The organism is Nitrosopumilus cobalaminigenes, assembly GCF_013407145.1.
Taxonomy (GTDB): domain Archaea; phylum Thermoproteota; class Nitrososphaeria; order Nitrososphaerales; family Nitrosopumilaceae; genus Nitrosopumilus; species Nitrosopumilus cobalaminigenes.
The window spans coordinates 1,261,652-1,281,030 of the sequence record NZ_CP026993.1 but is presented as its reverse complement, the minus strand read 5'-3'; the positions used below and the strand labels follow the sequence as shown (position 1 = coordinate 1,281,030).

The 19,379-nt window shown below is 31.4% G+C and carries 31 protein-coding genes and 1 tRNA gene; 15 read left to right on the top strand and 17 right to left on the bottom strand.

All coding sequences use genetic code 11. The annotated features are described in order from the left end of the window. Nucleotides 1–6 precede the first annotated feature (6 nt). A complete protein-coding gene (locus C5F47_RS07905; RefSeq protein ID WP_179360545.1) occupies nucleotides 7–327 on the top strand; it encodes a hypothetical protein in 321 nt (106 codons plus the stop codon). On the opposite strand, the gene thiL is transcribed toward C5F47_RS07905, so the two are convergent. Together thiL and C5F47_RS07895 are read right to left on the bottom strand one after the other, a co-directional pair. After that, nucleotides 328–1,278: a thiamine-phosphate kinase gene (gene thiL / locus C5F47_RS07900; protein ID WP_179360544.1), complete on the bottom strand. Its 951-nt coding sequence runs from the start codon at nucleotides 1,276–1,278 to the stop codon at nucleotides 328–330. It lies immediately after the preceding gene. After that, entirely contained in the window at nucleotides 1,262–2,560 is a 1,299-nt protein-coding gene (locus C5F47_RS07895; RefSeq protein WP_179360543.1) for a phosphomannomutase, read from the bottom strand. Before C5F47_RS07895 ends, thiL begins: the two co-directional genes overlap by 17 nt. Nucleotides 2,561–2,613: 53 nt before the next feature. Between C5F47_RS07895 and C5F47_RS07890 the strand changes: the two genes are divergently transcribed. Next, nucleotides 2,614–2,687, top strand: a tRNA-Thr gene (locus C5F47_RS07890). Between the two features lie 207 nt (nucleotides 2,688–2,894). Here C5F47_RS07890 and C5F47_RS07885 read toward each other — a convergent pair. Next, nucleotides 2,895–3,080: a hypothetical protein gene (locus tag C5F47_RS07885; protein ID WP_179360542.1), complete on the bottom strand. Its 186-nt coding sequence runs from the start codon at nucleotides 3,078–3,080 to the stop codon at nucleotides 2,895–2,897. Between the two features lie 61 nt (nucleotides 3,081–3,141). On the opposite strand from C5F47_RS07885, the gene C5F47_RS07880 reads away from it, so the two are divergent. Beyond that, on the top strand, nucleotides 3,142–3,354 hold the full coding sequence (locus C5F47_RS07880; RefSeq protein WP_179360541.1) for a hypothetical protein: 213 nt from the start codon (nucleotides 3,142–3,144) through the stop codon (nucleotides 3,352–3,354). A 3-nt stretch (nucleotides 3,355–3,357) separates the two neighbouring features. Here the strand turns inward: C5F47_RS07880 and C5F47_RS07875 are convergent, their stop codons facing one another. Beyond that, the gene (locus C5F47_RS07875; RefSeq protein ID WP_179361825.1) at nucleotides 3,358–3,618 is read right to left on the bottom strand and encodes a winged helix-turn-helix domain-containing protein; all 261 of its coding nucleotides are present in this window, start codon (nucleotides 3,616–3,618) and stop codon (nucleotides 3,358–3,360) included. Between the two features lie 105 nt (nucleotides 3,619–3,723). Here C5F47_RS07875 and C5F47_RS07870 point away from each other — a divergent pair, with 105 nt between their 5' ends. Continuing rightward, a complete protein-coding gene (locus tag C5F47_RS07870) occupies nucleotides 3,724–4,308 on the top strand; it encodes a hypothetical protein (protein ID WP_179360540.1) in 585 nt (194 codons plus the stop codon). 2 nt (nucleotides 4,309–4,310) lie between these two features. On the opposite strand, the gene C5F47_RS07865 is transcribed toward C5F47_RS07870, so the two are convergent. Together C5F47_RS07865 and C5F47_RS07860 are read right to left on the bottom strand one after the other, a co-directional pair. Next, a complete protein-coding gene (locus C5F47_RS07865; RefSeq protein WP_179360539.1) occupies nucleotides 4,311–4,478 on the bottom strand; it encodes a hypothetical protein in 168 nt (55 codons plus the stop codon). A 163-nt stretch (nucleotides 4,479–4,641) separates the two neighbouring features. Next, on the bottom strand, nucleotides 4,642–6,393 hold the full coding sequence (locus tag C5F47_RS07860; RefSeq protein WP_179360538.1) for an AIPR family protein: 1,752 nt from the start codon (nucleotides 6,391–6,393) through the stop codon (nucleotides 4,642–4,644). A gap of 74 nt (nucleotides 6,394–6,467) precedes the next feature. On the opposite strand from C5F47_RS07860, the gene C5F47_RS07855 reads away from it, so the two are divergent. Beyond that, the gene (locus tag C5F47_RS07855; RefSeq protein ID WP_179360537.1) at nucleotides 6,468–6,878 is read left to right on the top strand and encodes a cupredoxin domain-containing protein; all 411 of its coding nucleotides are present in this window, start codon (nucleotides 6,468–6,470) and stop codon (nucleotides 6,876–6,878) included. Between the two features lie 110 nt (nucleotides 6,879–6,988). Here the strand turns inward: C5F47_RS07855 and C5F47_RS07850 are convergent, their stop codons facing one another. Beyond that, complete coding sequence (locus C5F47_RS07850; RefSeq protein ID WP_179360536.1) at nucleotides 6,989–7,210, bottom strand: histone family protein; 222 nt, start codon at nucleotides 7,208–7,210, stop codon at nucleotides 6,989–6,991. 33 nt (nucleotides 7,211–7,243) lie between these two features. Between C5F47_RS07850 and C5F47_RS07845 the strand changes: the two genes are divergently transcribed. The 3 genes from C5F47_RS07845 to cgi121 are packed head-to-tail and all read left to right on the top strand — an operon-like array spanning nucleotide 7,244 to nucleotide 9,259. After that, complete coding sequence (locus C5F47_RS07845) at nucleotides 7,244–8,062, top strand: TatD family hydrolase (protein WP_179360535.1); 819 nt, start codon at nucleotides 7,244–7,246, stop codon at nucleotides 8,060–8,062. 31 nt (nucleotides 8,063–8,093) lie between these two features. After that, nucleotides 8,094–8,444 (top strand): hypothetical protein, encoded by a 351-nt coding sequence (locus tag C5F47_RS07840; RefSeq protein ID WP_179360534.1) that lies wholly within the window; start codon nucleotides 8,094–8,096, stop codon nucleotides 8,442–8,444. A 41-nt stretch (nucleotides 8,445–8,485) separates the two neighbouring features. Next, nucleotides 8,486–9,259 carry a KEOPS complex subunit Cgi121 gene (gene cgi121, locus C5F47_RS07835; RefSeq protein WP_179360533.1) on the top strand — a complete coding sequence of 258 codons (774 nt, stop codon included), beginning with the start codon at nucleotides 8,486–8,488 and terminating at the stop codon, nucleotides 9,257–9,259. Here cgi121 and C5F47_RS07830 read toward each other — a convergent pair. The 5 genes from C5F47_RS07830 to C5F47_RS07810 all read right to left on the bottom strand — a co-directional run bounded on the left by C5F47_RS07830 (nucleotide 9,251) and on the right by C5F47_RS07810 (nucleotide 11,846). After that, complete coding sequence (locus C5F47_RS07830) at nucleotides 9,251–9,772, bottom strand: THUMP domain-containing protein (protein ID WP_179360532.1); 522 nt, start codon at nucleotides 9,770–9,772, stop codon at nucleotides 9,251–9,253. The genes cgi121 and C5F47_RS07830 overlap by 9 nt on opposite strands. Continuing rightward, the gene (locus tag C5F47_RS07825; protein WP_179360531.1) at nucleotides 9,769–10,365 is read right to left on the bottom strand and encodes an L-threonylcarbamoyladenylate synthase; all 597 of its coding nucleotides are present in this window, start codon (nucleotides 10,363–10,365) and stop codon (nucleotides 9,769–9,771) included. The genes C5F47_RS07830 and C5F47_RS07825 overlap by 4 nt, the downstream gene beginning before the upstream one ends. 160 nt (nucleotides 10,366–10,525) lie before the next feature. Continuing rightward, nucleotides 10,526–10,813, bottom strand: coding sequence for a winged helix-turn-helix domain-containing protein (locus tag C5F47_RS07820; RefSeq protein ID WP_179360530.1), 288 nt, complete (start codon nucleotides 10,811–10,813; stop codon nucleotides 10,526–10,528). A gap of 121 nt (nucleotides 10,814–10,934) precedes the next feature. Then, nucleotides 10,935–11,576, bottom strand: a complete 642-nt coding sequence (locus C5F47_RS07815) for a hypothetical protein (RefSeq protein WP_179360529.1) — start codon at nucleotides 11,574–11,576, stop codon at nucleotides 10,935–10,937. Between the two features lie 60 nt (nucleotides 11,577–11,636). Then, nucleotides 11,637–11,846 carry a hypothetical protein gene (locus C5F47_RS07810; protein WP_179360528.1) on the bottom strand — a complete coding sequence of 70 codons (210 nt, stop codon included), beginning with the start codon at nucleotides 11,844–11,846 and terminating at the stop codon, nucleotides 11,637–11,639. 77 nt (nucleotides 11,847–11,923) lie between these two features. On the opposite strand from C5F47_RS07810, the gene C5F47_RS07805 reads away from it, so the two are divergent. Next, nucleotides 11,924–12,205, top strand: a complete 282-nt coding sequence (locus C5F47_RS07805; protein ID WP_179360527.1) for a Fe(2+)-trafficking protein — start codon at nucleotides 11,924–11,926, stop codon at nucleotides 12,203–12,205. Here the strand turns inward: C5F47_RS07805 and C5F47_RS07800 are convergent. Continuing rightward, nucleotides 12,202–12,663 (bottom strand): hypothetical protein, encoded by a 462-nt coding sequence (locus C5F47_RS07800; RefSeq protein WP_179360526.1) that lies wholly within the window; start codon nucleotides 12,661–12,663, stop codon nucleotides 12,202–12,204. The genes C5F47_RS07805 and C5F47_RS07800 overlap by 4 nt on opposite strands. Nucleotides 12,664–12,743: 80 nt before the next feature. Between C5F47_RS07800 and C5F47_RS07795 the strand changes: the two genes are divergently transcribed. Genes C5F47_RS07795 through C5F47_RS07785 form a run of 3 tightly spaced genes read left to right on the top strand, consistent with a single transcriptional unit; the run spans nucleotide 12,744 to nucleotide 15,196 of the window. Then, nucleotides 12,744–13,745, top strand: a complete 1,002-nt coding sequence (locus tag C5F47_RS07795) for an adenylosuccinate synthetase (protein WP_179360525.1) — start codon at nucleotides 12,744–12,746, stop codon at nucleotides 13,743–13,745. A gap of 49 nt (nucleotides 13,746–13,794) precedes the next feature. Continuing rightward, a complete protein-coding gene (locus C5F47_RS07790) occupies nucleotides 13,795–14,475 on the top strand; it encodes a hypothetical protein (RefSeq protein WP_179360524.1) in 681 nt (226 codons plus the stop codon). Then, complete coding sequence (locus C5F47_RS07785; protein ID WP_179360523.1) at nucleotides 14,456–15,196, top strand: orotidine 5'-phosphate decarboxylase; 741 nt, start codon at nucleotides 14,456–14,458, stop codon at nucleotides 15,194–15,196. The genes C5F47_RS07790 and C5F47_RS07785 overlap by 20 nt, the downstream gene beginning before the upstream one ends. Here C5F47_RS07785 and C5F47_RS07780 read toward each other — a convergent pair. The 4 genes from C5F47_RS07780 to C5F47_RS07765 form a co-directional block, all read right to left on the bottom strand. Beyond that, nucleotides 15,176–15,595: a bis(5'-nucleosyl)-tetraphosphatase gene (locus C5F47_RS07780; protein WP_179360522.1), complete on the bottom strand. Its 420-nt coding sequence runs from the start codon at nucleotides 15,593–15,595 to the stop codon at nucleotides 15,176–15,178. The two genes, C5F47_RS07785 and C5F47_RS07780, sit on opposite strands and share 21 nt — an antisense overlap. After that, nucleotides 15,592–16,293, bottom strand: a complete 702-nt coding sequence (gene uppS / locus C5F47_RS07775; protein ID WP_281361097.1) for a polyprenyl diphosphate synthase — start codon at nucleotides 16,291–16,293, stop codon at nucleotides 15,592–15,594. The genes C5F47_RS07780 and uppS overlap by 4 nt, the downstream gene beginning before the upstream one ends. 177 nt (nucleotides 16,294–16,470) lie before the next feature. Beyond that, nucleotides 16,471–17,616, bottom strand: a complete 1,146-nt coding sequence (locus tag C5F47_RS07770; protein WP_179360521.1) for a DUF373 family protein — start codon at nucleotides 17,614–17,616, stop codon at nucleotides 16,471–16,473. Between the two features lie 71 nt (nucleotides 17,617–17,687). Beyond that, on the bottom strand, nucleotides 17,688–18,188 hold the full coding sequence (locus C5F47_RS07765; protein ID WP_179360520.1) for a hypothetical protein: 501 nt from the start codon (nucleotides 18,186–18,188) through the stop codon (nucleotides 17,688–17,690). A gap of 250 nt (nucleotides 18,189–18,438) precedes the next feature. Here C5F47_RS07765 and C5F47_RS07760 point away from each other — a divergent pair, with 250 nt between their 5' ends. From C5F47_RS07760 to C5F47_RS07750, 3 genes are all read left to right on the top strand, one after another. Then, nucleotides 18,439–18,585, top strand: coding sequence for a DUF5679 domain-containing protein (locus C5F47_RS07760; RefSeq protein WP_014965714.1), 147 nt, complete (start codon nucleotides 18,439–18,441; stop codon nucleotides 18,583–18,585). Between the two features lie 69 nt (nucleotides 18,586–18,654). Next, nucleotides 18,655–19,077 carry a translation initiation factor IF-2 subunit beta gene (locus C5F47_RS07755; RefSeq protein WP_179360519.1) on the top strand — a complete coding sequence of 141 codons (423 nt, stop codon included), beginning with the start codon at nucleotides 18,655–18,657 and terminating at the stop codon, nucleotides 19,075–19,077. Beyond that, nucleotides 19,077–19,373 (top strand): DUF424 domain-containing protein, encoded by a 297-nt coding sequence (locus C5F47_RS07750; protein WP_179360518.1) that lies wholly within the window; start codon nucleotides 19,077–19,079, stop codon nucleotides 19,371–19,373. The genes C5F47_RS07755 and C5F47_RS07750 overlap by 1 nt, the downstream gene beginning before the upstream one ends. Nucleotides 19,374–19,379: the final 6 nt, after the last annotated feature.

Here is a 19,379-nt window from a genome sequence, read left to right as displayed (position 1 = left end):
CATTAAATGGCATCTATTTTCTTGTTGGCAATAGGTGTAGCAGTAGCTGTCGCTTTGATAGCTTCAGTAGCGATTAATTTCTTAACTCCGATCAATGATCCTGGTTTGTCACCCTTAGAACAAGATTGTCAAGAAATTGCTAATGAAGGATATAGAATACATGCAATGTATCCTGATTCAAATCCCGATGAACTACCTGTAGATGATTTTAAACGATTAACATATCTTGATAATTTATGGATGACAAAATGTGTTAATGGATTACCTGCTGAATCAGTTTTTAGTATTGTAAATAATGTTGAAAGAAATCTATATCCTGGAGAATAATTATTTGAGATGTTTCCAACCTAAATCTTTTAAGCGAATCAACCTACTTTCATTTTCTAGATAAACGCCCTTGCCTGTTGTGACAAAACCTATTTCAATAATTGGAATTTTTAACAATTTAGCATTTTTTTCAATAACGTTTCTGTTATTTGACGATGTAGTAAAAACAAACTCATATTCTTCTCCACCATTAAAAACTAAATCATCCAAATTTAATCTATAATTTTTGGAAAAATCTTGTAAATCCCTCAAAGCTGGAATTTTGTTTATGATAAACTTGTTTTTACTAAGTTTTGACATTTCATTTAATGTTGTAGATAATCCATCACTAGAATCCATTGATGATGAAAAATATTTTTTATTTTTTAAGCCAAATTCAAGTCTAGGTTTTGGTTTGATGACTGATTTTATAGCTTTTTTTACAAAAGTTTCTTTTCCACGTTTCTTTCCTAACAACATATTCAGCCCTGCTGAAGTATAACCAAATGGACCTGTCACAAATATCAGATCTTTCTTCTTTGAATCTTTTCTCGTGACTATTTTGTCTGTAATTCCAAAAAGACATACGTTAAACACAATTTCTTTACCTTCGTTAGTATCTCCACCTAGAAATGAAATATCATATTCTTTACAGGCTTTTTTGAAACCTGACACAATTTCGTTTATTTTTAAGCGTGAAATTGTCTTTGGAAGATTAATTGAAATCATTCCGTATTTTGGTTTGACTCCTTTTGAGGCAAAATCACTAACACATGCTACGACACTTTTCCTTGCAGCATCAGATAATTTCATTTTTGATGGAATATCTGTACTTTCAACTAGTGTGTCTATTTTTGCTATTATCTTTACTTTGTCAAAGTTTAAAATTTCTACATCCTCAGATTCAAACTTTTTCTTACCTAATCCCTTCTGAAAAATTTTAATTATTTCAGTTTCATCTAATTTTTTCATAGCTTTGATTCACCAACTTGATTGTGTCTTTTACAATTTTTTTACATTTCTCTTCATTGTTTGATTCTGCTGAAACTCTAATGATATCTTCTGTGTTTGATTTTCTAATCAAAACCCAACTGTTTTCATCAATAATTCCTTTAATTCCATCTAATGAAATAATTTCAGAATATTCTTTAGAAAATTCTGATTTAATTTCATCAATAACTTTATCATGAAATTCTGAATCGATTTTAGTTTTATCTCTAATTTGATAATAACTTTCCATGTAGTTCAATATTTCATTAAATTCTGTTGTTCCTAACATTGATGCTATTAAACCGCTAGTGAGAATCCCTTCTCTACAATAATTGAATTCAGGTAAAATAAAACCACCACTGCTTCCTTCACCTCCAGCTTGAGCATTATTTTGTAACATGAGATCAATCACATTTGCTTCTCCTACTTTAGATCTCTGAACAGTTCCACCTTTTTCTTTGATAAATTTTTCAACTGAAACACTTGTGTCTATACTTAGAACAAATTTTTTGTAACCTAACTCTAATGATTTTGCTACACCCAATCCTAGAGTAACATCTGCTGATTGTTTTTTACCATTTCTTACTACTACTAATCGATCTCCATCTAAATCAAAGGCAAATCCAATTTCTTTTTTGGTTGTTGCTTGAATTAAATCTGCTAAATTATCTGATGTGGGATCAGGCCCTCTAGTGCATTCAGATAGATTTTCATTTATTGAAAGTACATTACAACCAATTTTCTTTAATAACTCAGGTGCAAATCCTTTGGCTGCCCCTCCACCTATATCTATGACAATTTCAGGATTATTTTCTACATTACCTATGATCTTTTTTGCATCGTCAATGTATGACGATGACAGATCAGTTTCAATTCCTATTTTTGTTTTCAAAATTTCTTGATGTTCGATTATTTTTGGTAGTTCGTGTTCATTAATCCCTCTACCTTCTATGATGAATTTTATTCCATTCCATTCTAATGGATTATGCGATGATGAAATAACTAATCCTGCGCCATAGTTTCTGGCTTCCCTAAAAACTACTGGTGTTGGCACAGTTTCTAAATTGAAAATGTCTATTCCATTTTTCATCAATGAAGCACTAGCAACATCTTTTACCATTTGACCTGATGGTCTTGTGTCTTTTCCAATAACACATTTTTTTGATTTTATTAGTGATGAAAAATTATTACAAAATTCTAGTACGTCTTTTAGGTTAAGATCTTCTCCAAATATTCCTCTAATTCCAGAAATTGTTTTTTTCATTTAGTCCATTTCGGAAAGGCTTTTTATTAACTCTGATGGATTTATCCAATCGTGCCTTGGTAGCTCAGCCTGGTAGAGCGAACGCCTCGTAAGCGTTAGGTCGCGGGTTCGTACCCCGTTCAAGGCTTTGATAATTTTTTAAAAATTTGTAAATAATTACTAGTTTGATTCATCGAAGGTTTCGATGTCTGTTTCTAATTCTTTTCCTAAACCTTCCCACCATTGTTTATTTTGTTCTGTCAAATACTCCCCTCATCATTTACTTGGAATTGTCCTTTATAGATCTGTCGGTTGATTAACAATTGATCAATTACTAGCTAATTCTCGAAATTTCCTATTTCTCTTTTTCTTCTTGCTTTCTTTTCATTTTTCTGTAAATGATGATCATTAGTGTAGCACCTGCACAACCCCAAAACAATGGAGATAATCCTGGTTCAATGGTGGGTTGTAGGAGTCCCATAAAACCTAATGACATAATTCCAACAAGAACTAGTCCTAAAATTTCCAACATTTTGGCCATTTTTCTATCTGTTCATTTTGTTAAATCAAAAAGATATATGGTTTTGTAAACCAAGAAATTTGTGGATAAATACCTCTTAGTAATTTTAATTTTCATGGTTGTAACTATTCCAATAGCTTTTGTTGAACCCTCTACTGGAGAACTTCGAGATCAACCCTTTTTCGCATTAATGTGGGCTGCAATAGGTGGTATCATAATTATTGTTCTTTATAGCTCTTTCAAAGAAAGAAAAGAACGACGAGAAGCTAATGCAAAACGAAGATCAAGAAAATAGATTTTAAAGTTCTAAACCAAATGATTCTGCAATACTTGAAAAGTTAACATATGAATCCAAATATTGTCTACCTTTTGAAGTAATAACAAAAGTATTCTTTCCATCAAATTCTATTTTATTGATAAGACCTGCACCTGTCAAATTTTCCAAGAATTTTGATAATCTTGAATGTGATAGATTTGCCTTTGTAAGAAGTGATGTTGTTTTGATTCCTTCTTGACCAGATTGTTGAGTAGCAACTAGTAAATCTGCAACAATTTGCATACTGGTTCTATAGGAAGCCATATGTAACTAAGTCTAAAACTATGATATAAGGGTATTACCACCAATTCAGATCAGATAAATAAGCACTGAACTGATTTTTGTCCAATGTCTTCACAATCATCCGTACCATGGTATGATGACTTTGTAGGTGTTGCCTATAGATACTATGATCTTAGAATGAATGTTGTTCCATTGTTTACTGAGAGAAAGGAAGCTGCTTCACTTTGGCATGATACCATTCATCCTTGGGTAGATCCCTCAATTAAAATCCGATTTCTAGAACTTGATGATACTTATTGGTTCATTATGGGTTCTGATACTCAAAAACCTGACACTAATCTTTCTTTCTTTAAAGAACTACCAAAGTCTGAAAACTATGAACGATTCAAAAAAGGTCATGGTGGTGAGGCGTATCTAAGATTAGGTGTATATGCAAAAAAATCACTTGATGATGTAAAGAAAGATGCAGTTTGTGATTGTACTCATGAAGCACAAGATCATGATGAAGGGGATGGAGATGTTTGCCTCTTCAACTCATGTGATTGTAAAAAATTTTCTAGTTTCCAAGTTAATTTGTTAAAAAAGAAAAAAATTCTCACTGATATTAAATTTCTAGAAGAAAAAGACATGAAAACTGATCCACTTGTTTGGAATTGTATAAACGCAAATAAATTATCTAAAACAAAATGAAATTAATCTAAATGTTTGTTCACTCTAATGTGATCTCCAGGATAATGTTCATCAACTTTTTTTGAATAGCATTTACCACATAATGTACCTTCAATTCCCCATTCTTCCATTGCCTTAAAACGGAATCCTACTTCTTCACTACAGATAGTACATTTTTCTTTTTTACCCAAAGTACTTGTGCTCTTTTTAATCAGTATAAAAAACATACTAGAAAAACCCTGCTCAGAAAAATTATGTTAAATATTACTGGTTTATTACTGAATTTAGGTAGGAAGTCTGACCAATGTAAACCTCCTGCAAGATTTTTACTTGGTTAGACTACTGCCTTTGAAATTAAAATAAACTTGTTGCAAGTTTTTTCAATGCTAAAATTTCATCTTCTTCTTGTCTAATTTTTTTATCAATTACTCTAAGCATTGAATCATTCCAAACATGCTGTGAAAAGAAATTATGTTTGGTATTTGCTAATTCAATCTCATCATCTACTACAGTATCTTCAAGGAATTTAGTAACAACTACATCTGTAATCTTTAAAATCCTAGAATTTAGTTTGAAACTACGAAAAATAGGTTCCAATTTCCTTACATCTCCTTTAAAATCCCCTTTTGATTCAATAATTTTCTTATGAAGGATTCTAAAATATACTGCAACAAAAAATAGTGTTGCATATCTTTTTGTTTTATGGCCGCCTTGTTTACCGAATTTCAATGATTTTTTGGCATATTCTTTAACAAGATATGGGTATAACAGAATTCTATAATCATCCTTTAGATTATCATTGAATACATCATCGTACTTGCTTCCTCTTGGAAGAAATTGAGCTGGAGAACTATAAGCTTCAGTTGGCCTTTGTTCAATCCCTGCAACTAGTGATTGAATTGCATCTTTAGCAACAATGACTTTTTTGTGATTATCTGGAAGATAGTTGTTGTATATTGTATCTCCATCATATTCACATTGTTTTGATTTAGTTTTTGTATCAAAAGAACCTGCTTGAATTTCATAAAAATAACCACAACTTTTCAATTGCGATTTAATAGATTTGTGAAAATCCATTAATGAAACAAGATCTTTGCCTCTAACTGAATTTTGAGAATTTCTATATTTTGTAATATTATTTTGTTCTTGTTCATCATCTGCTTTGATGATTGTAACTGTCATAGAACCATCCATGTTCTTTGTTCTCTTTGAGTGATCAAGAATAGAGTTTGATGTCTGTGCACCATTAACAATTTGTGGAGCATGCAATTCAATCATATTTTCACCCAATTCTGAAAAATCGCTAACTACAATTGTTATTCCATTATTGTAAAAGAAAAATTTTCCTGGATTAGTTTGTAGTGTTTCTCTTAATCCTTTGTTAACTGTGGTCTTAAATTGCATCCATTGTCTAATGTTTGATTCAAAAACATAGTCTCTATTCTTGCTTACAAAGTCAGTTAGATCACGTAGTTTCAAAATTCCTAAAATTGTATTTTCATGTCTAAGCATTCTTTCTAGTTTAATAGATGATTTTTTTCCTGCTGCAGGTTTTTTTATTCTATCCCATAATTTTTGAATAATTACTTTTTGATCTATGATTTCTACAATGTCATCATGATAATCTACTTCCTGATCTGTGACATAACAACATTTTATCTTAAGATTTTTCTCTTTAATTTTTGTAACAAGCTGTGCAAGCTCTGGTCTCATTTTTACTACATCTTTTGCTAGTAATCTTTTGGCATCTTCTTTGAATTTTGCAATGGCCTCAAGAGAATGTGATGTTCCATATTTTGATTGGAATAATCTAATTGTATTATCTGAAAAGTCTACTGGAAGATAGGCGTCAATTCCAAGATCATTTGCTCCATCTACAATTGCATCTGCAGCGTCATCTTCAGTGGCCTCAAAAACCCTTGTTAAAATCCACTGAAGAAAATTATTTCCTTTTTCGACTTCGCTTTTTGAGTTCTGTGCATATTCATGAATACTTTCTTGAATATTTTCTGCAAATCCTTCTAGAGGTGGACTAGAATTCTTCTGAACCAACAATGTGTGTGAGCCTGGTATGTATTCTAGTAACCCCTTTCCATTTTGAGACAATTGCATGTTCTGATATGTTATATATTTAGAGAATTTGGTAATTATGTAATAACTCTGTAAAGGAATGATATGATTTGATAAAAAAAATAACCATTATTGCTGTATTGTCAGTACTTGTAATTGTGATAATTGGAGTTGCATTTTCAAATTCATCAATAGAAAACACTTCTGAAGATTCTGAACCAGTTGTAAAAGGTGATGTGATTATGCCCACAAAAGTTGCACGTCCAGGATGTGAAGAGACTGATAGATGCTACATTCCATCTGTAATCACAATTCAATCAGGACAACAAGTTACATGGGTGAATGAAGATTCTGCATTTCACAGTGTAACTTCTGGTTTTTATGAATCTCCAACTGAATTGTTTGATAGTGGACATTTAGATCCGTTTGAATCATACACACTTGATTTTAATGAAACAGGAACTTTTGATTATTTTTGTACTCTTCATCCGTGGATGAAAGGTAAAGTTATAGTAGAATAAGGTACCCGAGGGAGTCGAACCCCCTTGTATAAGCTTTGCAGGCTCACGCATAACCGTTCTGCCAGAGTACCGTTTTAAAAAACACAAAATGAATAATTAAACTCTTTAGATTAGAATTTGTTAAAGGGTTTTGAAGCCAACTTTACATCCTCCCCTTTCACGGTTTTCCTACTCGCATGAGATGCCATGTCGACTGCACTTTTAGCAATACTATCTGCAATTTCTTCAATTATCCTTCTTAATTCATCGGCTGATTCATCACTGACTCTTTCAGCTCCTGCTTTCTTTAGAATTCTATACATTGCAGATAAACCCAATTCCGATGATTTCATGAATCTTAATTCAGTTTTTTCCGAAAAAAGATAATGAGTGAAAAAATATCACTAAGGAATCGATTTATACAGACTATTTCAAGAATTGATAAAGAAATGTCTTGGTATTTTGATTCTCACATACATTTGTCAGATCCTGCATATGTGCCAGACATGGAATTTATCTTAAAACAAATGGAGTTTTTAAAAATTAAAGCATGTTGTGTTTCAATGGATTATAACAATTCATTACAAACTTTAGAACTTGCAACTAAAAGTGATCTTGTTTTACCATTTATTGGAATTCATCCAGAATGTGCCAATGAAGAAATTGAAAAAATATCTAAATTAATTGAGGATAATCATTCAAAACTTTCTGGTATAGGGGAAATTGGTTTAGATCCAACATATGTTAATGGAGATGATGATGTCAAAAAACAAAATCATGTATTTGAAACATTACTATCTTATGCAGAAAAATTTAACAAACCCGTTTCAATTCATTCTAGAAAAAATTTGGATGATGTTTTTGAAATTATGACTTCTTATGATACGAAACATGCCTTGCTCCACTGGTTTGATGGTAGTAAAAAACAACTTGCTCGAGCCATGGATATGGGATTTTTTGTTTCCTTTGGACCTGTTATGATATATGCAAATGACAAACAAACTTTGTTGTCAAAAACCAATGAATCTCAAATCCTTGTTGAAACTGATGGTCCAGTAAGATTTTCTAGATGTTTTGAAATGAAATCAGGACAAATTAGCTTTATTCCTAGCGTTGTTTTTTGTGCTTCAAAAATTCTAGGAAAATCCTTTGATGAGATGACTGCTATGTTGGAAAAGAATTCTAATACATTTCTAGGAATATAGGTATAAAATACCCCCTTCCTTTACACGTTCAGTGGATAGAATAAAACGACTCTCATATGAAGTTCTAGATGAACACAAGTCAAAATTTGGAGAAGATTTCGTTGATAATAAAAAAGCCTTAGATCAAGTTTCTATTGTCCGCTCAAAAGGATTGAAAAATGAAATTGCAGGTTATATTACAAAATTTATCAAAAAAGAGATTCGTGAAGAAAAAGCAAAGCAAGCCCGTATTGAAGCTTCTAAAGCAGAACAACAAACTGAAGAACAATCTGAAATTGAACTTACTGAAGATACAACTACTACCGAAGAAGTACCAGAAACTGTCATAGAAGCAACTTCTGAGGAAGAATCTTCTGAAATTACAGAAGAAAAAACTGAATAATAAATTAAATATTATTTCTAGATTTTAAATAAGATATAGATATGTTTACTGTCAAATTTGTTGGTGGAGCAAAAAAATCTTTTCCAGATGAACAATTAAAAATCGATAAATCAAATATATCGATTCAAGAATTAATCACATTACTAATAGATCTAAAACCTAAAGACACCCCTGAACTTGATACTGAAAATGTTTTAATCGCAATTAATGGGGCTGATTCTTCTGCAATGAATGGTAAATCTACAACAATAAAAGATAATGATCTAGTAAGCATAATTCCAATAATTCATGGTGGAGCATCAAAAAAATCTACTTTTGAGTTATCTAAAAAACAAATTCAGGTAATCGAAATTAAAGGTGACAAAACAATTGATGTTAAATTTCTTGATGATCTTAGAAAAAAATACCCTAAAATTCTAATTCAGGCCATATCTAGTAACTTTGTTCTAAATAATTATCATCTAAAAAAAATTATTTCATTGTCATTTGAATCTAAAAAAAATAATGTATTGCTTTCAAATAAACTTGAAACAGATATTCTTATGAGATTTGCTATATCTACCCAAATTTCTGATGCAATAAAAAATGTGGGAGTAAAACCAAAAACTAATTTTATGTTGATTGGAATTGGAAATAAGAAAAATCTGGATTCATTATATCTTGAGTTAAAACCCCTTTCAATTAATTTATTCATAAAAAATAATGAACAATATCTAAAAAAACATTTTAAAATTACAAAAAAACACTATGATTCAATAAATTCAAAAAATCCTTTGGCTGATATTTTGATAGAAAAAGCAGCAGTATTACTCTGACATACTTCGTTTTGTTTTTTCTGTACTTAGAATATCTGATTTTTTTAGGATAGAAACACCTGTTTTGCTTCCTAAAATTTCGATTAATAGAATCTTGTCTGGAAATTCTAATGATACTTTATTTTTGATTTTATCTGCAATTTTTGTAATTATCTCTTTACTTGACAAATCTGAGTTTCTTTTCTCAATTGAAATTCGATATGTCTCTTCTTCTGAAATTTGATTAGATAATTCATCAACAGTTTTTTCAATTTCGTCTATGTTTGATTCAATTACTTTCTGTATGGGAATTACTCTTTTACAATATCTTATACTCCATGGTTCATCTAGAAGCATTTCTTTCATTTTTCTTACAACTTCAACAGGATCTAGTTTAGTTTCAGCAGTTAGAATGCCTGACATACTGGTAATCGTAACTTTGAGATCTGTATCTCCAAATTCTTCTAAAATATCCTTTAATTCATCTTCAGTATCAGGTTCGAGATGCCTTGGACAAGTTATTATCAGATTCATATTTCTAAAATTTCTTCTTTGGTTAAAGAACCTTCCCGGATAATTTTGATCTCATTATTTTCTATTTCAATTATTGTTGATTCTCCTTGACTTTGAATTATCCCCCCATCAACAAAAATATCATAATCTTGTAATTTTTTCATACATTCTTTTGGATTTGTATGTGGTTGATCTCCTGAAACATTTGCACTAGTACCGACAAGAAATTCACATTTTTTCAGTAATTCTAATGTACATTTGTGATTTGGTACTCTAACTGCAATTTTGTTTTCTAAATGTAATGATTCTTTAATTTTTTCATTAGTTAGTTTTAAAATTAATGTTAATGGTCCTGGCCAAAACTTTTCGACTAATTTTCTTGAAATTTTATCAAACTCAACAATTTTTTCAGCTGTTTTTAGAGAATATGTTAAAACTGGAACTAATTTTGAAATATCTCTAGATTTAATTTTATAGATTTTTTTTACTGATTCTTTATCAAATGGATTACATCCTATTCCATAAACTGTATCTGTTGGATAGACTACAATTCCTCCATGATTAATAATTTGTATGGCCTTTTCAATTCCTTCGCTATCGCAATCTACTTTCAATATTTTTCAATAATCTTTTTCTTTAATTATCATTTACATTTGAATAAGTTTTTAACAGTTCATGCATTGATTTGTAAAGTATGTCTGCTGCTGATTATGAAGATACAGATTTTGAAGATGATTTTGATGATGATCTTGATGAAATTGAAGAAACCAGTGACTAAATACTTAGACCAAAATTATCTGCAAAGTTTGTAAATGTATAATATGCTTGTAAAAATTCTCTTCCTGGTTCACTAATTTTGTATTTATTTGAACCCTGATTGTCTACTTTTTCCAAGAGACCTTGTGAAACTAGTGTTTTCAAAATTGCTGAAATTCTAGAATGAGAAATATTTGCTTTTCTGATTAGATAAGTAACTGATGCTCCATCCTCATCTTGTAAATCGTCTCTTGTAGTTGCTAGAATATCTCCAATAATTTTCATATGAGTTCTATATTCAGCCATTTCTCTATCTCTGTTTGTTCTAATTTCTATGAGAGGGGGCTGATATTTTCCAATATACTAAAAAGATAAAAGAATTTGACAAATTTTTGATTTCTTAAATTTTTGAGCCTGAGATGAAAAATTATTCAAAATCGTCATCGAATTTTATTTTTGTCAAAGGTACTTTGCTTACTGGAATGAATAATGCTATCAATCCGCCAATTTTGATTATCATTGATGCTGAATATAGGATTGATTCTGGGAACACAAAAGAGTACCATCCTAAGAATTCACCTAATGCTAAAAGTGCTAATCCTATAGCTACTGATATTGCTCCTTTATTCCGATTTTCAAAATATGATAGCATGGTTTCAATTGCACCATATGCTAGCAAAATGAACGAAACAGATCTGAAAATATGTTCTAATTGAACTGATGATACTAAGAATAAAGGAAAAATCCCAATTGATCTAAAGTAACTGGACTTTGGAAAAAATGATTTGATACTATGTGAAAATGCAATAAAAAAATATCCTACTGTTTGAACTGCAATTCCTAAAGTTTGAATCCATCTTTCTATACTTCCTGACTTTGTTACAAAATCTTCTACCATATATCCAGTCCATATGATAAAAAAACCTAAACTGATTGAAGAAAATGCAATTGTTAATCTAAATAATGTTGGACTTCCGGTATTCCTGAATCCAATATATGACATAATTCCAATTGCAAGTCCTACTAAAAATCCAACTAAATTAAGAATATTTTCTAATAAAAATTCCAATGATGAATAGAAATGCGTTTAACTAATTATTTTAATCTGATGAATGATTACACTATTTTGTTAATCCCATTCATCCAAAGAACCTGAAGTATGTCCTTCTGTACTACTTGCATAATCTCCCAAAATATCTGAATATTTTGATTCATTATGAGCCACAAATTTTACGTATTCACCATAACTCATGTCCAAATCACAAGAACTACATTTTACAACAGAATAATCCATTGCTAAATCTGCGTCTTCTTTACATTTTGGGCATTTTATCTTCATGCCCACATAGGTCTTTGATAATTATTATTGTTTTACATTCAAAAAAAGATAAAAGGAGTTCTTTATGCACATTTCCTATGAGTCGTACTTGTACCAAATGTAAGAATTCTATTCCTGATAGTGAAGAACTTGGAATAGTTGCTGCAAAATACCCAACTTGTAACAAATGTTGGGCAGAATGGAAAGAGTATCAAATCATGGTAATGAATGAAATGAAACTTGACATGTCTATGCTAGATCATAGAAAATTATTGAAAAAACATGAAAAAATCTTCGTAGGTGTCTTATCTCCTGAAGGGGAAGTAATTGATTACACAAATGAAGATAATAGAAAACCTGATGAGCCTACAGGTGCCTAAATATTCAAATGCTTTTTAGCATTTTCTGGAATCACTAACATAATTCGCTTTTTCGAATTTTCATCTAGATTACTAATAATTTTTTTAATCGTACTTGCAAGAATTTGTCTTTCATTTTCTTCTAATGTTAAGAATATTTCCAATATTCCATCAACATTGAATGTGATTAATTTTTGTGGTGATCTTGCTACTTCTGTAATATAGGCTGAAAATAATCCCTCTCTTTGTTCTTCAGATAACGTTGTTAAAATTTTAAGCCATGTTTTGAAAAGTTTTGAAAAGTTTGGAAATGGAATAGTAGGACCTGCTTCTAATGCGTTGTTAATTACTTCCATTCTTTCAGTTTCTGCTAAAGAAAAGAATTCTATCATTCTTTTTTTCAAAATAGGATTTCTTAGAAAATCTGGCAAATTTGCTAAATTAATGATAATATTTCCTGCAAAATTTTCGCCTACCATCGATCTAAACAAATCAGTGTTGAATATAAAATCATGTCAAAACACTTTAGCTTAAATAAACGAATTAGAATTTGTACGATATGACATCAACTGTTGTTGTTGGGGGCTTTTTTGGTGATGAGGGTAAAGGAAAGATCATCTCATATTTGGCAATTAAAGATAATCCAAAAATAATTGTACGTGGTGGTGCTGGCCCTAACGCTGGTCACACAATTAGAGATGGCGATAAAGTCTACAAAGTTCGAATGTTACCTAGTGGATTTCTAAACAAAAATGCCAAAGTAATGATTGGACCTGGTGTTGTAATTAATCCAGAAGTTCTTAACAAAGAAATTCAAGATTTTGATGTAACAGGACGTTCATTTATTGATAAACACTGTGGAATAATTGAGGAAACTCATCTTAATAGAGATTCAAAAGGTGAACTAAAAGAAAAAATTGGTAGTACTGGTTCTGGAACTGGTCCTGCAAATGCAGACCGTGCTATGAGAGTTTTAAAACTCGCAAAAGATTTTGATTCTTTGTCTTCACTTATTGTAGATGTTCCTTTAGAGGTAAATTCTGCACTTGATGCAAATGAAAATGTCTTGGTAGAAGGTACTCAAGGAACTTTTCTTTCTTTATGGCATGGAACATATCCATTTGTAACCTCAAAAGATGTTACAGCCTCAGGAATATGTGCAGATATTGGTCTAGGACCAACAAAGGTGGATGAAGTAATTGTTGTTTTCAAATCATATGTAACACGCGTGGGTACAGGTCCTCTGGATAAAGAACTCTCACTTGAAGAGGCAGAAAAAAAAGGTTGGTCTGAATTTGGAACAGTTACTGGTCGTCAAAGAAGAGCTGCCGATTTTGATTTTGATTTAGCTAGGCGTGCAATCATGCTAAATGGTGCAACACAAATCTCTATAACAAAATTAGATGTGCTCTTTGAAGATTGTGCAGGAAAAACTTCTTACAATGATTTGTCAGATGATGCAAAAGCATTCGTTGCAAATATTGAAAAAGAATTAAACACGCCTGTAACAATTATTGGAACTGGTCCAGCTGTCAATGATGTCATTGATAGAAGAAACTAGGCTCCTTTATTTTGGATAAGTTTAATTTGATAACCAACAGCTAATCCCTGTGGACAAGTTACAAACTACTGATAAATTACCACGTTACATACAAGTTCACTCTACGTTAGAATTTACTAGGCTCGTTTGTGCCTTAGAGCGTGCCCCACGTGTTTCATTCTTACATGATTATGATGGTAAGAAAATTTTATCAGTACAGATGGATGTACTAAAAGAAAAACCAATTGTCTACTATACTCATTTAGAAAATAATGGTCATTATCTTTGTTATGGATTAAAAGGTGGAAAAGAAGAATCTGAAATTGTAGATACTACTTCTGATGCAAGTAAACTTTATTCCCCGATTGTTAGAATAAAATCTCTACCTAAAACATTGCAACCTGGTAATGGAACTCTTGATAGATACCAACCAATCCAATTGGAAGATATGTCTAGTCTGGCAAAACTAACTTGGGGCATTGAAGAAATTCCTTTTCCCTTATTCTTATTCCCACATAATGATAAATGGTTAATTGGAGTATTCATGAATTTCAATGATGAAGGAACTTCATATTTTTGTCATGTTGTATTGGATTCTGATCCAAGAATGCCATTTTTGAAGTTCTCTACAGGTAATAGTTCTCAACCTACATTCGTCGAAAATCCATCTGAACATGGATATTCATATATCAAAATAATAAAATTAAAAGACACTCATCCGTTAGTAGATTATGGCCACCTTCAAAACTAGACTTTCACAGATCTCAAAAACAAATGGTAAAGTCATTCTTGCCAATGACTATGATCTCTCTGTAAAAAACTTAGAATCAAAAACAATTCAAAACATAAAACAATTACATCCATATCTTTGTGGAATCAAATTAAATTTCCATTTACTTCTTCCATTAAGTGGAAAAGAAATTCTAAAAATCAATAAAACTGCTCATAGATATGGATTACAAACAATTGCAGACATTAAACTCAATGATATAGGAAACACAAACAGAGTAACTGCAGAACATTTGTGGAATTTGGGATTTGATGCAGTTATTGCAAATCCAATAATGGGTCTAGATAGTCTGAAAAATCTAGTAAAATCTGCCCACAAAAATGGAAAAGGTGTTATCACTTTATGTCATATGAGTGCCCCTGAGGCTAAATTGTCATATGATATGGAAATTAAAATGGGAAAAAAACAACAACTGTACCAATTATTTTTGAATTGGGCACTTACTGCAAAGGTAGATGGAATTGTAGTTGGGGCTACATTCCCAAAAATTATTCAATACTGTTCTAAAAAAGCTGGAAAAAATTTGAGTATTTTTTCTCCTGGTGTTGGAACTCAAGGTGGTAGTGCAAGTGAAGTAATTTCATCTGGAACAAATTATCTGATTGTAGGTAGAACCATCCTCAATGCTAAAAATCAAGTTGATATTGCAAAAGAATTACAACTACAAAGTTTTGGAAAGTAACATTTGTGCTTTAGTTAGTACTGTTTTTGCATTATCAAATGTAGTTTTTTCCATTGCGGTATTGTAATCCATCCATGTATAATCTAGATGTTCATGTGAAATTTTAATCTCTTTTGTTTTTGTTTCAGCCAAGAAAAATACCACTTTTTTATGAACCAATTCCCCTTGATATTGAAAATTATATTCTATCCATTCTTCAAAATTTTCTAAAAATGTTACATCCGTGATTCCTGTCTCTTCTTCTGTCTCTCTTACTGCGGTTTCATGAATTGATTCACCCTTTTCCATTTTTCCTTTTACAAAATCCCAATGTCCTGATGGATAATGTAAAAGCAAAAATAATTTTTTAGAATCTTCTTTTCTAAACAATACAATTCCTGCAGATGTTTCTTCTATCATTTACCTAATCTTCTCTTCCTTTCCTGATATGTTCTAATTGCCCTCATTAAATCTATTTTTCTAAATTCAGGCCAAAAAATATCCATAAAGACTAATTCACTATAGGCACTTTGCCACATTAAAAATCCACTCAATCTCTTTTCTCCTGAAGTTCGTAACACCATATCTGGAGATGATTGTGGTAAATGAGATGTGTAAAGATTTGACTCAATCTCTTTTTTGTCAATGTCTTTTACATCAAGTGAACCATCTTTGATTTTGTCTCCAATTTTTTTCACTGCATCTACCAATTCATTTTGTCCCCCATATGCCAGTGCAATATTTAGAAAATGATTATCATAATCTTTGGTTGCATCATCTAATCGTTTTAAAATTTCTTTAATGGAATCTGGAAGTAATTCAATTCTTCCAATTCCCTTCACTCTCATCTTGCTTCGATGAATTCTAGGATCATTGTATAATTTTTCTAATCGCATTCGAATTAATTCATAGAGATATTCTAATTCTTCATCATTTCTATCTAGATTTTCTGCTGATAATGCATACAAAGTTACAATTTTGATATCAAATTCTTCACACCAATCAAGAAGATTTTCTACGGCATCAGCACCTTTCCAATGTCCTTTTTTTGGCATAGATAGATGTCTTTTAGCCCATCTTCTATTCCCATCCAAAATTAAAGCAACATGATTTGGAATGTCTCCATTTTGAATTTCACTTTCTAGTCTTTTTCCATAAATTTTGTAGAGACCTGATAGCTGAAATACTAAATCTTTGATCTTACTAATCTCTTATCACCACTTGATGATTCATGCATGATTGAAGATATCAGTGTTTTTCAAAAATTAGTCCAATTGATGTATGCTGAAATGGGTTTAGTCTGATATCATTTCTTGATCTTTATGTTTTCTGTATTTTTTGAATAGAATTGTGGCTGAAATCAATGTGGCTGCTAATCCTCCTAGTAGAGGAGGAATTAAGGTAAATGAAGGTTCATCGTTAATCATTATTTTGGTAAATTGCAAAACTGTTGGGTATAGGGCACCTAAAACAATTATTCTTAAAATATCACTAATTTGTCTTGGAATTCCTCCAATCCAATTACTTAGTAATGTTCCAGCAAATATGGAACCCATACCAATCCATAAAATTGGTATTGCGCCAGATACAAACTGTCCTACAATTACTTTGTCTGTAATTATTGAAATGAATGGTGAATCAGATTTTATTAATTCTGAATCAACAGCACTTACTCCAGCTGGTACTGATGACAAAATTAGTAATACTCCTGCAACCATAGTAAACATTCTGATAAAACCCATCGGCGTTGGTTTTGACCAGCTTGACCATACTCTATCAATATCAAATGCTCTAATCAAAAATGCTCCACCTAGAATACTTACAAGTACTGCAAATATTTCTGCAGTATAACCAAATACTGTTGCAACACCACCAATTAACAAAAGAATACCTGGAACTCCTAAAAAGAATTTTGAATATTTTGAATCATATGCAAGCATTTTTAGATATTTACCAAATACTGCATACGAATATTCTACACTTCTACTAACTTTCATTACCACACGTTGAACTGATACAACTGGAAGTACATTTTGGATAACTGGAATAACACTCTCGTCATCTTCACCATCTGAAACAATAACTGCACCATTTGCAGAAAATTTTTCTAAAACTGTTCTTGTTTCAGATAGAATTTTTTCATCTGCTTGAACGCCTCTATTTTTAACTCCTGCAACAGTAACAACTTCTACTTGGTATCCTTTACTGATTAAATCCTCATACGTTTTGATTGCTGCAAAAATTGAATTTGAATCCGCATCTTCTGGATCTTCCAAAGCTAATCTTTGGGCTGCCTCAATACATGCATCTCTTCCTATTACTGGGGTTATGATTCCTGCTTTTTCGCCCACATCGTTATCTCTATCAATGCAAATTACTAGTAATTTGTTGGCTGTAGATGCGTTGACATCTTTTTCAACTTTACCTGTATGTTGAGACATTCTAATTTTTTATACAAAATTGGTTTTTAACGATTTCCAACAAATATCAATAGTAAAATTCGGTTTTGAGGCTAGCCTGGTCTTGACTGATCAGAGATTTTTACGAATTCTCCAGATTCGCTCTTTAATGATTGAATCCTCTCAATGACTTCATTCATTTTCTCTTCAGTGCTTTCATTTTCAATCATATTGGCTAAGACTTTTGTCTCTATAATGTATGAATTAAAGGACTTCATGGCTTCCATGTAATTGATGTAACTTACTTGCCATTCTTCTGATGGTTTTGAAGTTACAAATTCGCTTATCTGTGTAGTTACTTGAGATGATGTCACCTCAGTTACTGCAATGTAATCTTGTGGAGAAATTTTGCCTGTTTGTAGATTTTGATATTCCAAATCTATTGATTCTTCTAAGACTTCATGGATGTTTTTTACTCCATCCAAATAATTTTCATAATCTGTTACAACAAAAGTTGTCTCGACATCCTGTGGAACAATCCACAACAAAAAACTTGCACCTGTAATTGCAGCCAAAATAATTGCAGTTACAGCTATTCCTTTTTTTGATGCCATTTTGTAATTTTACTATTAAGGAGTTTATAATTGATAATACTTGATAAAATCCTGAATTTCTAAACAAATGTTGGGAAAAAATTGCTTTTTTAAACTCTTGTACAAGATTTTTTAAAAAATACTCTTATTTTTTAGAAATATTGGCAAAATCACTTTTTTGATGCCTAAAAAAATTTACGCACATCTAGTCTATAGTGAAATAATTTTCACAGCCTCTGCCTAAATACCACAAAGTTTGACAAATTTCATAATGGTTCAAGCATATTGCGTAAAATGCAGAGCAAAAAGGGATATCAAAGATCCCAAAGAAACTACACTGAAAAACGGACGTCCTGCTGTAAAAGGTACATGTCCAACATGTGGTACAAACGTCTTCCGAATAGGAAAGATGGAATAACCTCAAACAAGGTCCACACGATTTCTCTTTTTCAAAACCCATATAGGGTCTACCATGCACTATTTTTCAGTGACTAAATCCGATTACGAAAACTTGCTAAAACGTATTCAAGATAAACTAGGTGATACTGATAAAGAATCCCAAACTAGATTTGAACTTCCTGTAGTTGATGTAATGTGGGAAGGACAGAAGACATTTTTACGAAATTTCTCAGAATTTCCAAAGGTTTTACGTAGAGATCCTGACAAAGTTTTGCAATACCTTTCAAAAGAATTTGCAGTTCCTGCAGAGAGACTAGGAGATAAAGCAATGTTTGTAGGAAGAAGAGCCCCTGATGATTTTACAAGATTATTCCAAATTTATGTGAAAGACTATCTTGAATGTCCAACATGTAAAAGTCCTGATACAAAAATCCTCAAAGAAAACAGAATATCTTTTTTGATTTGTGAAGCATGTGGTGCAAAATCTACTTTGAAAGGTAAATATGCGTAATGCAATTCGCAATACGATCTACTAACTACCAAAACCAATCAATGCTAAATATTTGTGATGCTGAGCTGTTGGGGAAAAAAATTACTGAAGGTGAATTAACTATGCATATTAGTGAAGGTTACTATGGTGAAAGATTTGTTGAAAAAGATGAAGCTGAATCTTTACTGAAAAGCTCTTCTATTATCAACATGGCAGGAAAAGAAACTATTGCTTTATCTCTAAGTCTTGGTATAGGAGCTGAAAATGCTATTAAGACAGTTTCTGATGTTCCATTTTTAATAGTATTTCATATGTAAAGTTGT

What these genes read in the sequence shown, in the direction of transcription:
- cgi121 (WP_179360533.1), top strand. Translation starts at nt 8,486, where the DNA reads ATGTTTACTGTCAAATTTGTTGGTGGAGCAAAAAAATCTTTTCCAGAT.
- C5F47_RS07870 (WP_179360540.1), top strand. Translation starts at nt 3,724, where the DNA reads ATGTCTTCACAATCATCCGTACCATGGTATGATGACTTTGTAGGTGTT.
- C5F47_RS07845 (WP_179360535.1), top strand. Translation starts at nt 7,244, where the DNA reads ATGAGTGAAAAAATATCACTAAGGAATCGATTTATACAGACTATTTCA.
- C5F47_RS07875 (WP_179361825.1), bottom strand. Translation starts at nt 3,618, where the DNA reads ATGCAAATTGTTGCAGATTTACTAGTTGCTACTCAACAATCTGGTCAA.
- C5F47_RS07795 (WP_179360525.1), top strand. Translation starts at nt 12,744, where the DNA reads ATGACATCAACTGTTGTTGTTGGGGGCTTTTTTGGTGATGAGGGTAAA.
- C5F47_RS07800 (WP_179360526.1), bottom strand. Translation starts at nt 12,663, where the DNA reads ATGGTAGGCGAAAATTTTGCAGGAAATATTATCATTAATTTAGCAAAT.
- C5F47_RS07770 (WP_179360521.1), bottom strand. Translation starts at nt 17,616, where the DNA reads ATGTCTCAACATACAGGTAAAGTTGAAAAAGATGTCAACGCATCTACA.
- C5F47_RS07780 (WP_179360522.1), bottom strand. Translation starts at nt 15,595, where the DNA reads ATGATAGAAGAAACATCTGCAGGAATTGTATTGTTTAGAAAAGAAGAT.
- C5F47_RS07750 (WP_179360518.1), top strand. Translation starts at nt 19,077, where the DNA reads ATGCAATTCGCAATACGATCTACTAACTACCAAAACCAATCAATGCTA.
- C5F47_RS07905 (WP_179360545.1), top strand. Translation starts at nt 7, where the DNA reads ATGGCATCTATTTTCTTGTTGGCAATAGGTGTAGCAGTAGCTGTCGCT.
- C5F47_RS07830 (WP_179360532.1), bottom strand. Translation starts at nt 9,772, where the DNA reads ATGAATCTGATAATAACTTGTCCAAGGCATCTCGAACCTGATACTGAA.
- C5F47_RS07895 (WP_179360543.1), bottom strand. Translation starts at nt 2,560, where the DNA reads ATGAAAAAAACAATTTCTGGAATTAGAGGAATATTTGGAGAAGATCTT.
- C5F47_RS07810 (WP_179360528.1), bottom strand. Translation starts at nt 11,846, where the DNA reads ATGAAGATAAAATGCCCAAAATGTAAAGAAGACGCAGATTTAGCAATG.
- C5F47_RS07760 (WP_014965714.1), top strand. Translation starts at nt 18,439, where the DNA reads ATGGTTCAAGCATATTGCGTAAAATGCAGAGCAAAAAGGGATATCAAA.
- C5F47_RS07885 (WP_179360542.1), bottom strand. Translation starts at nt 3,080, where the DNA reads ATGGCCAAAATGTTGGAAATTTTAGGACTAGTTCTTGTTGGAATTATG.
- C5F47_RS07820 (WP_179360530.1), bottom strand. Translation starts at nt 10,813, where the DNA reads ATGGCTGAATATAGAACTCATATGAAAATTATTGGAGATATTCTAGCA.
- thiL (WP_179360544.1), bottom strand. Translation starts at nt 1,278, where the DNA reads ATGAAAAAATTAGATGAAACTGAAATAATTAAAATTTTTCAGAAGGGA.
- C5F47_RS07805 (WP_179360527.1), top strand. Translation starts at nt 11,924, where the DNA reads ATGAGTCGTACTTGTACCAAATGTAAGAATTCTATTCCTGATAGTGAA.
- C5F47_RS07850 (WP_179360536.1), bottom strand. Translation starts at nt 7,210, where the DNA reads ATGAAATCATCGGAATTGGGTTTATCTGCAATGTATAGAATTCTAAAG.
- C5F47_RS07785 (WP_179360523.1), top strand. Translation starts at nt 14,456, where the DNA reads ATGGCCACCTTCAAAACTAGACTTTCACAGATCTCAAAAACAAATGGT.
- C5F47_RS07765 (WP_179360520.1), bottom strand. Translation starts at nt 18,188, where the DNA reads ATGGCATCAAAAAAAGGAATAGCTGTAACTGCAATTATTTTGGCTGCA.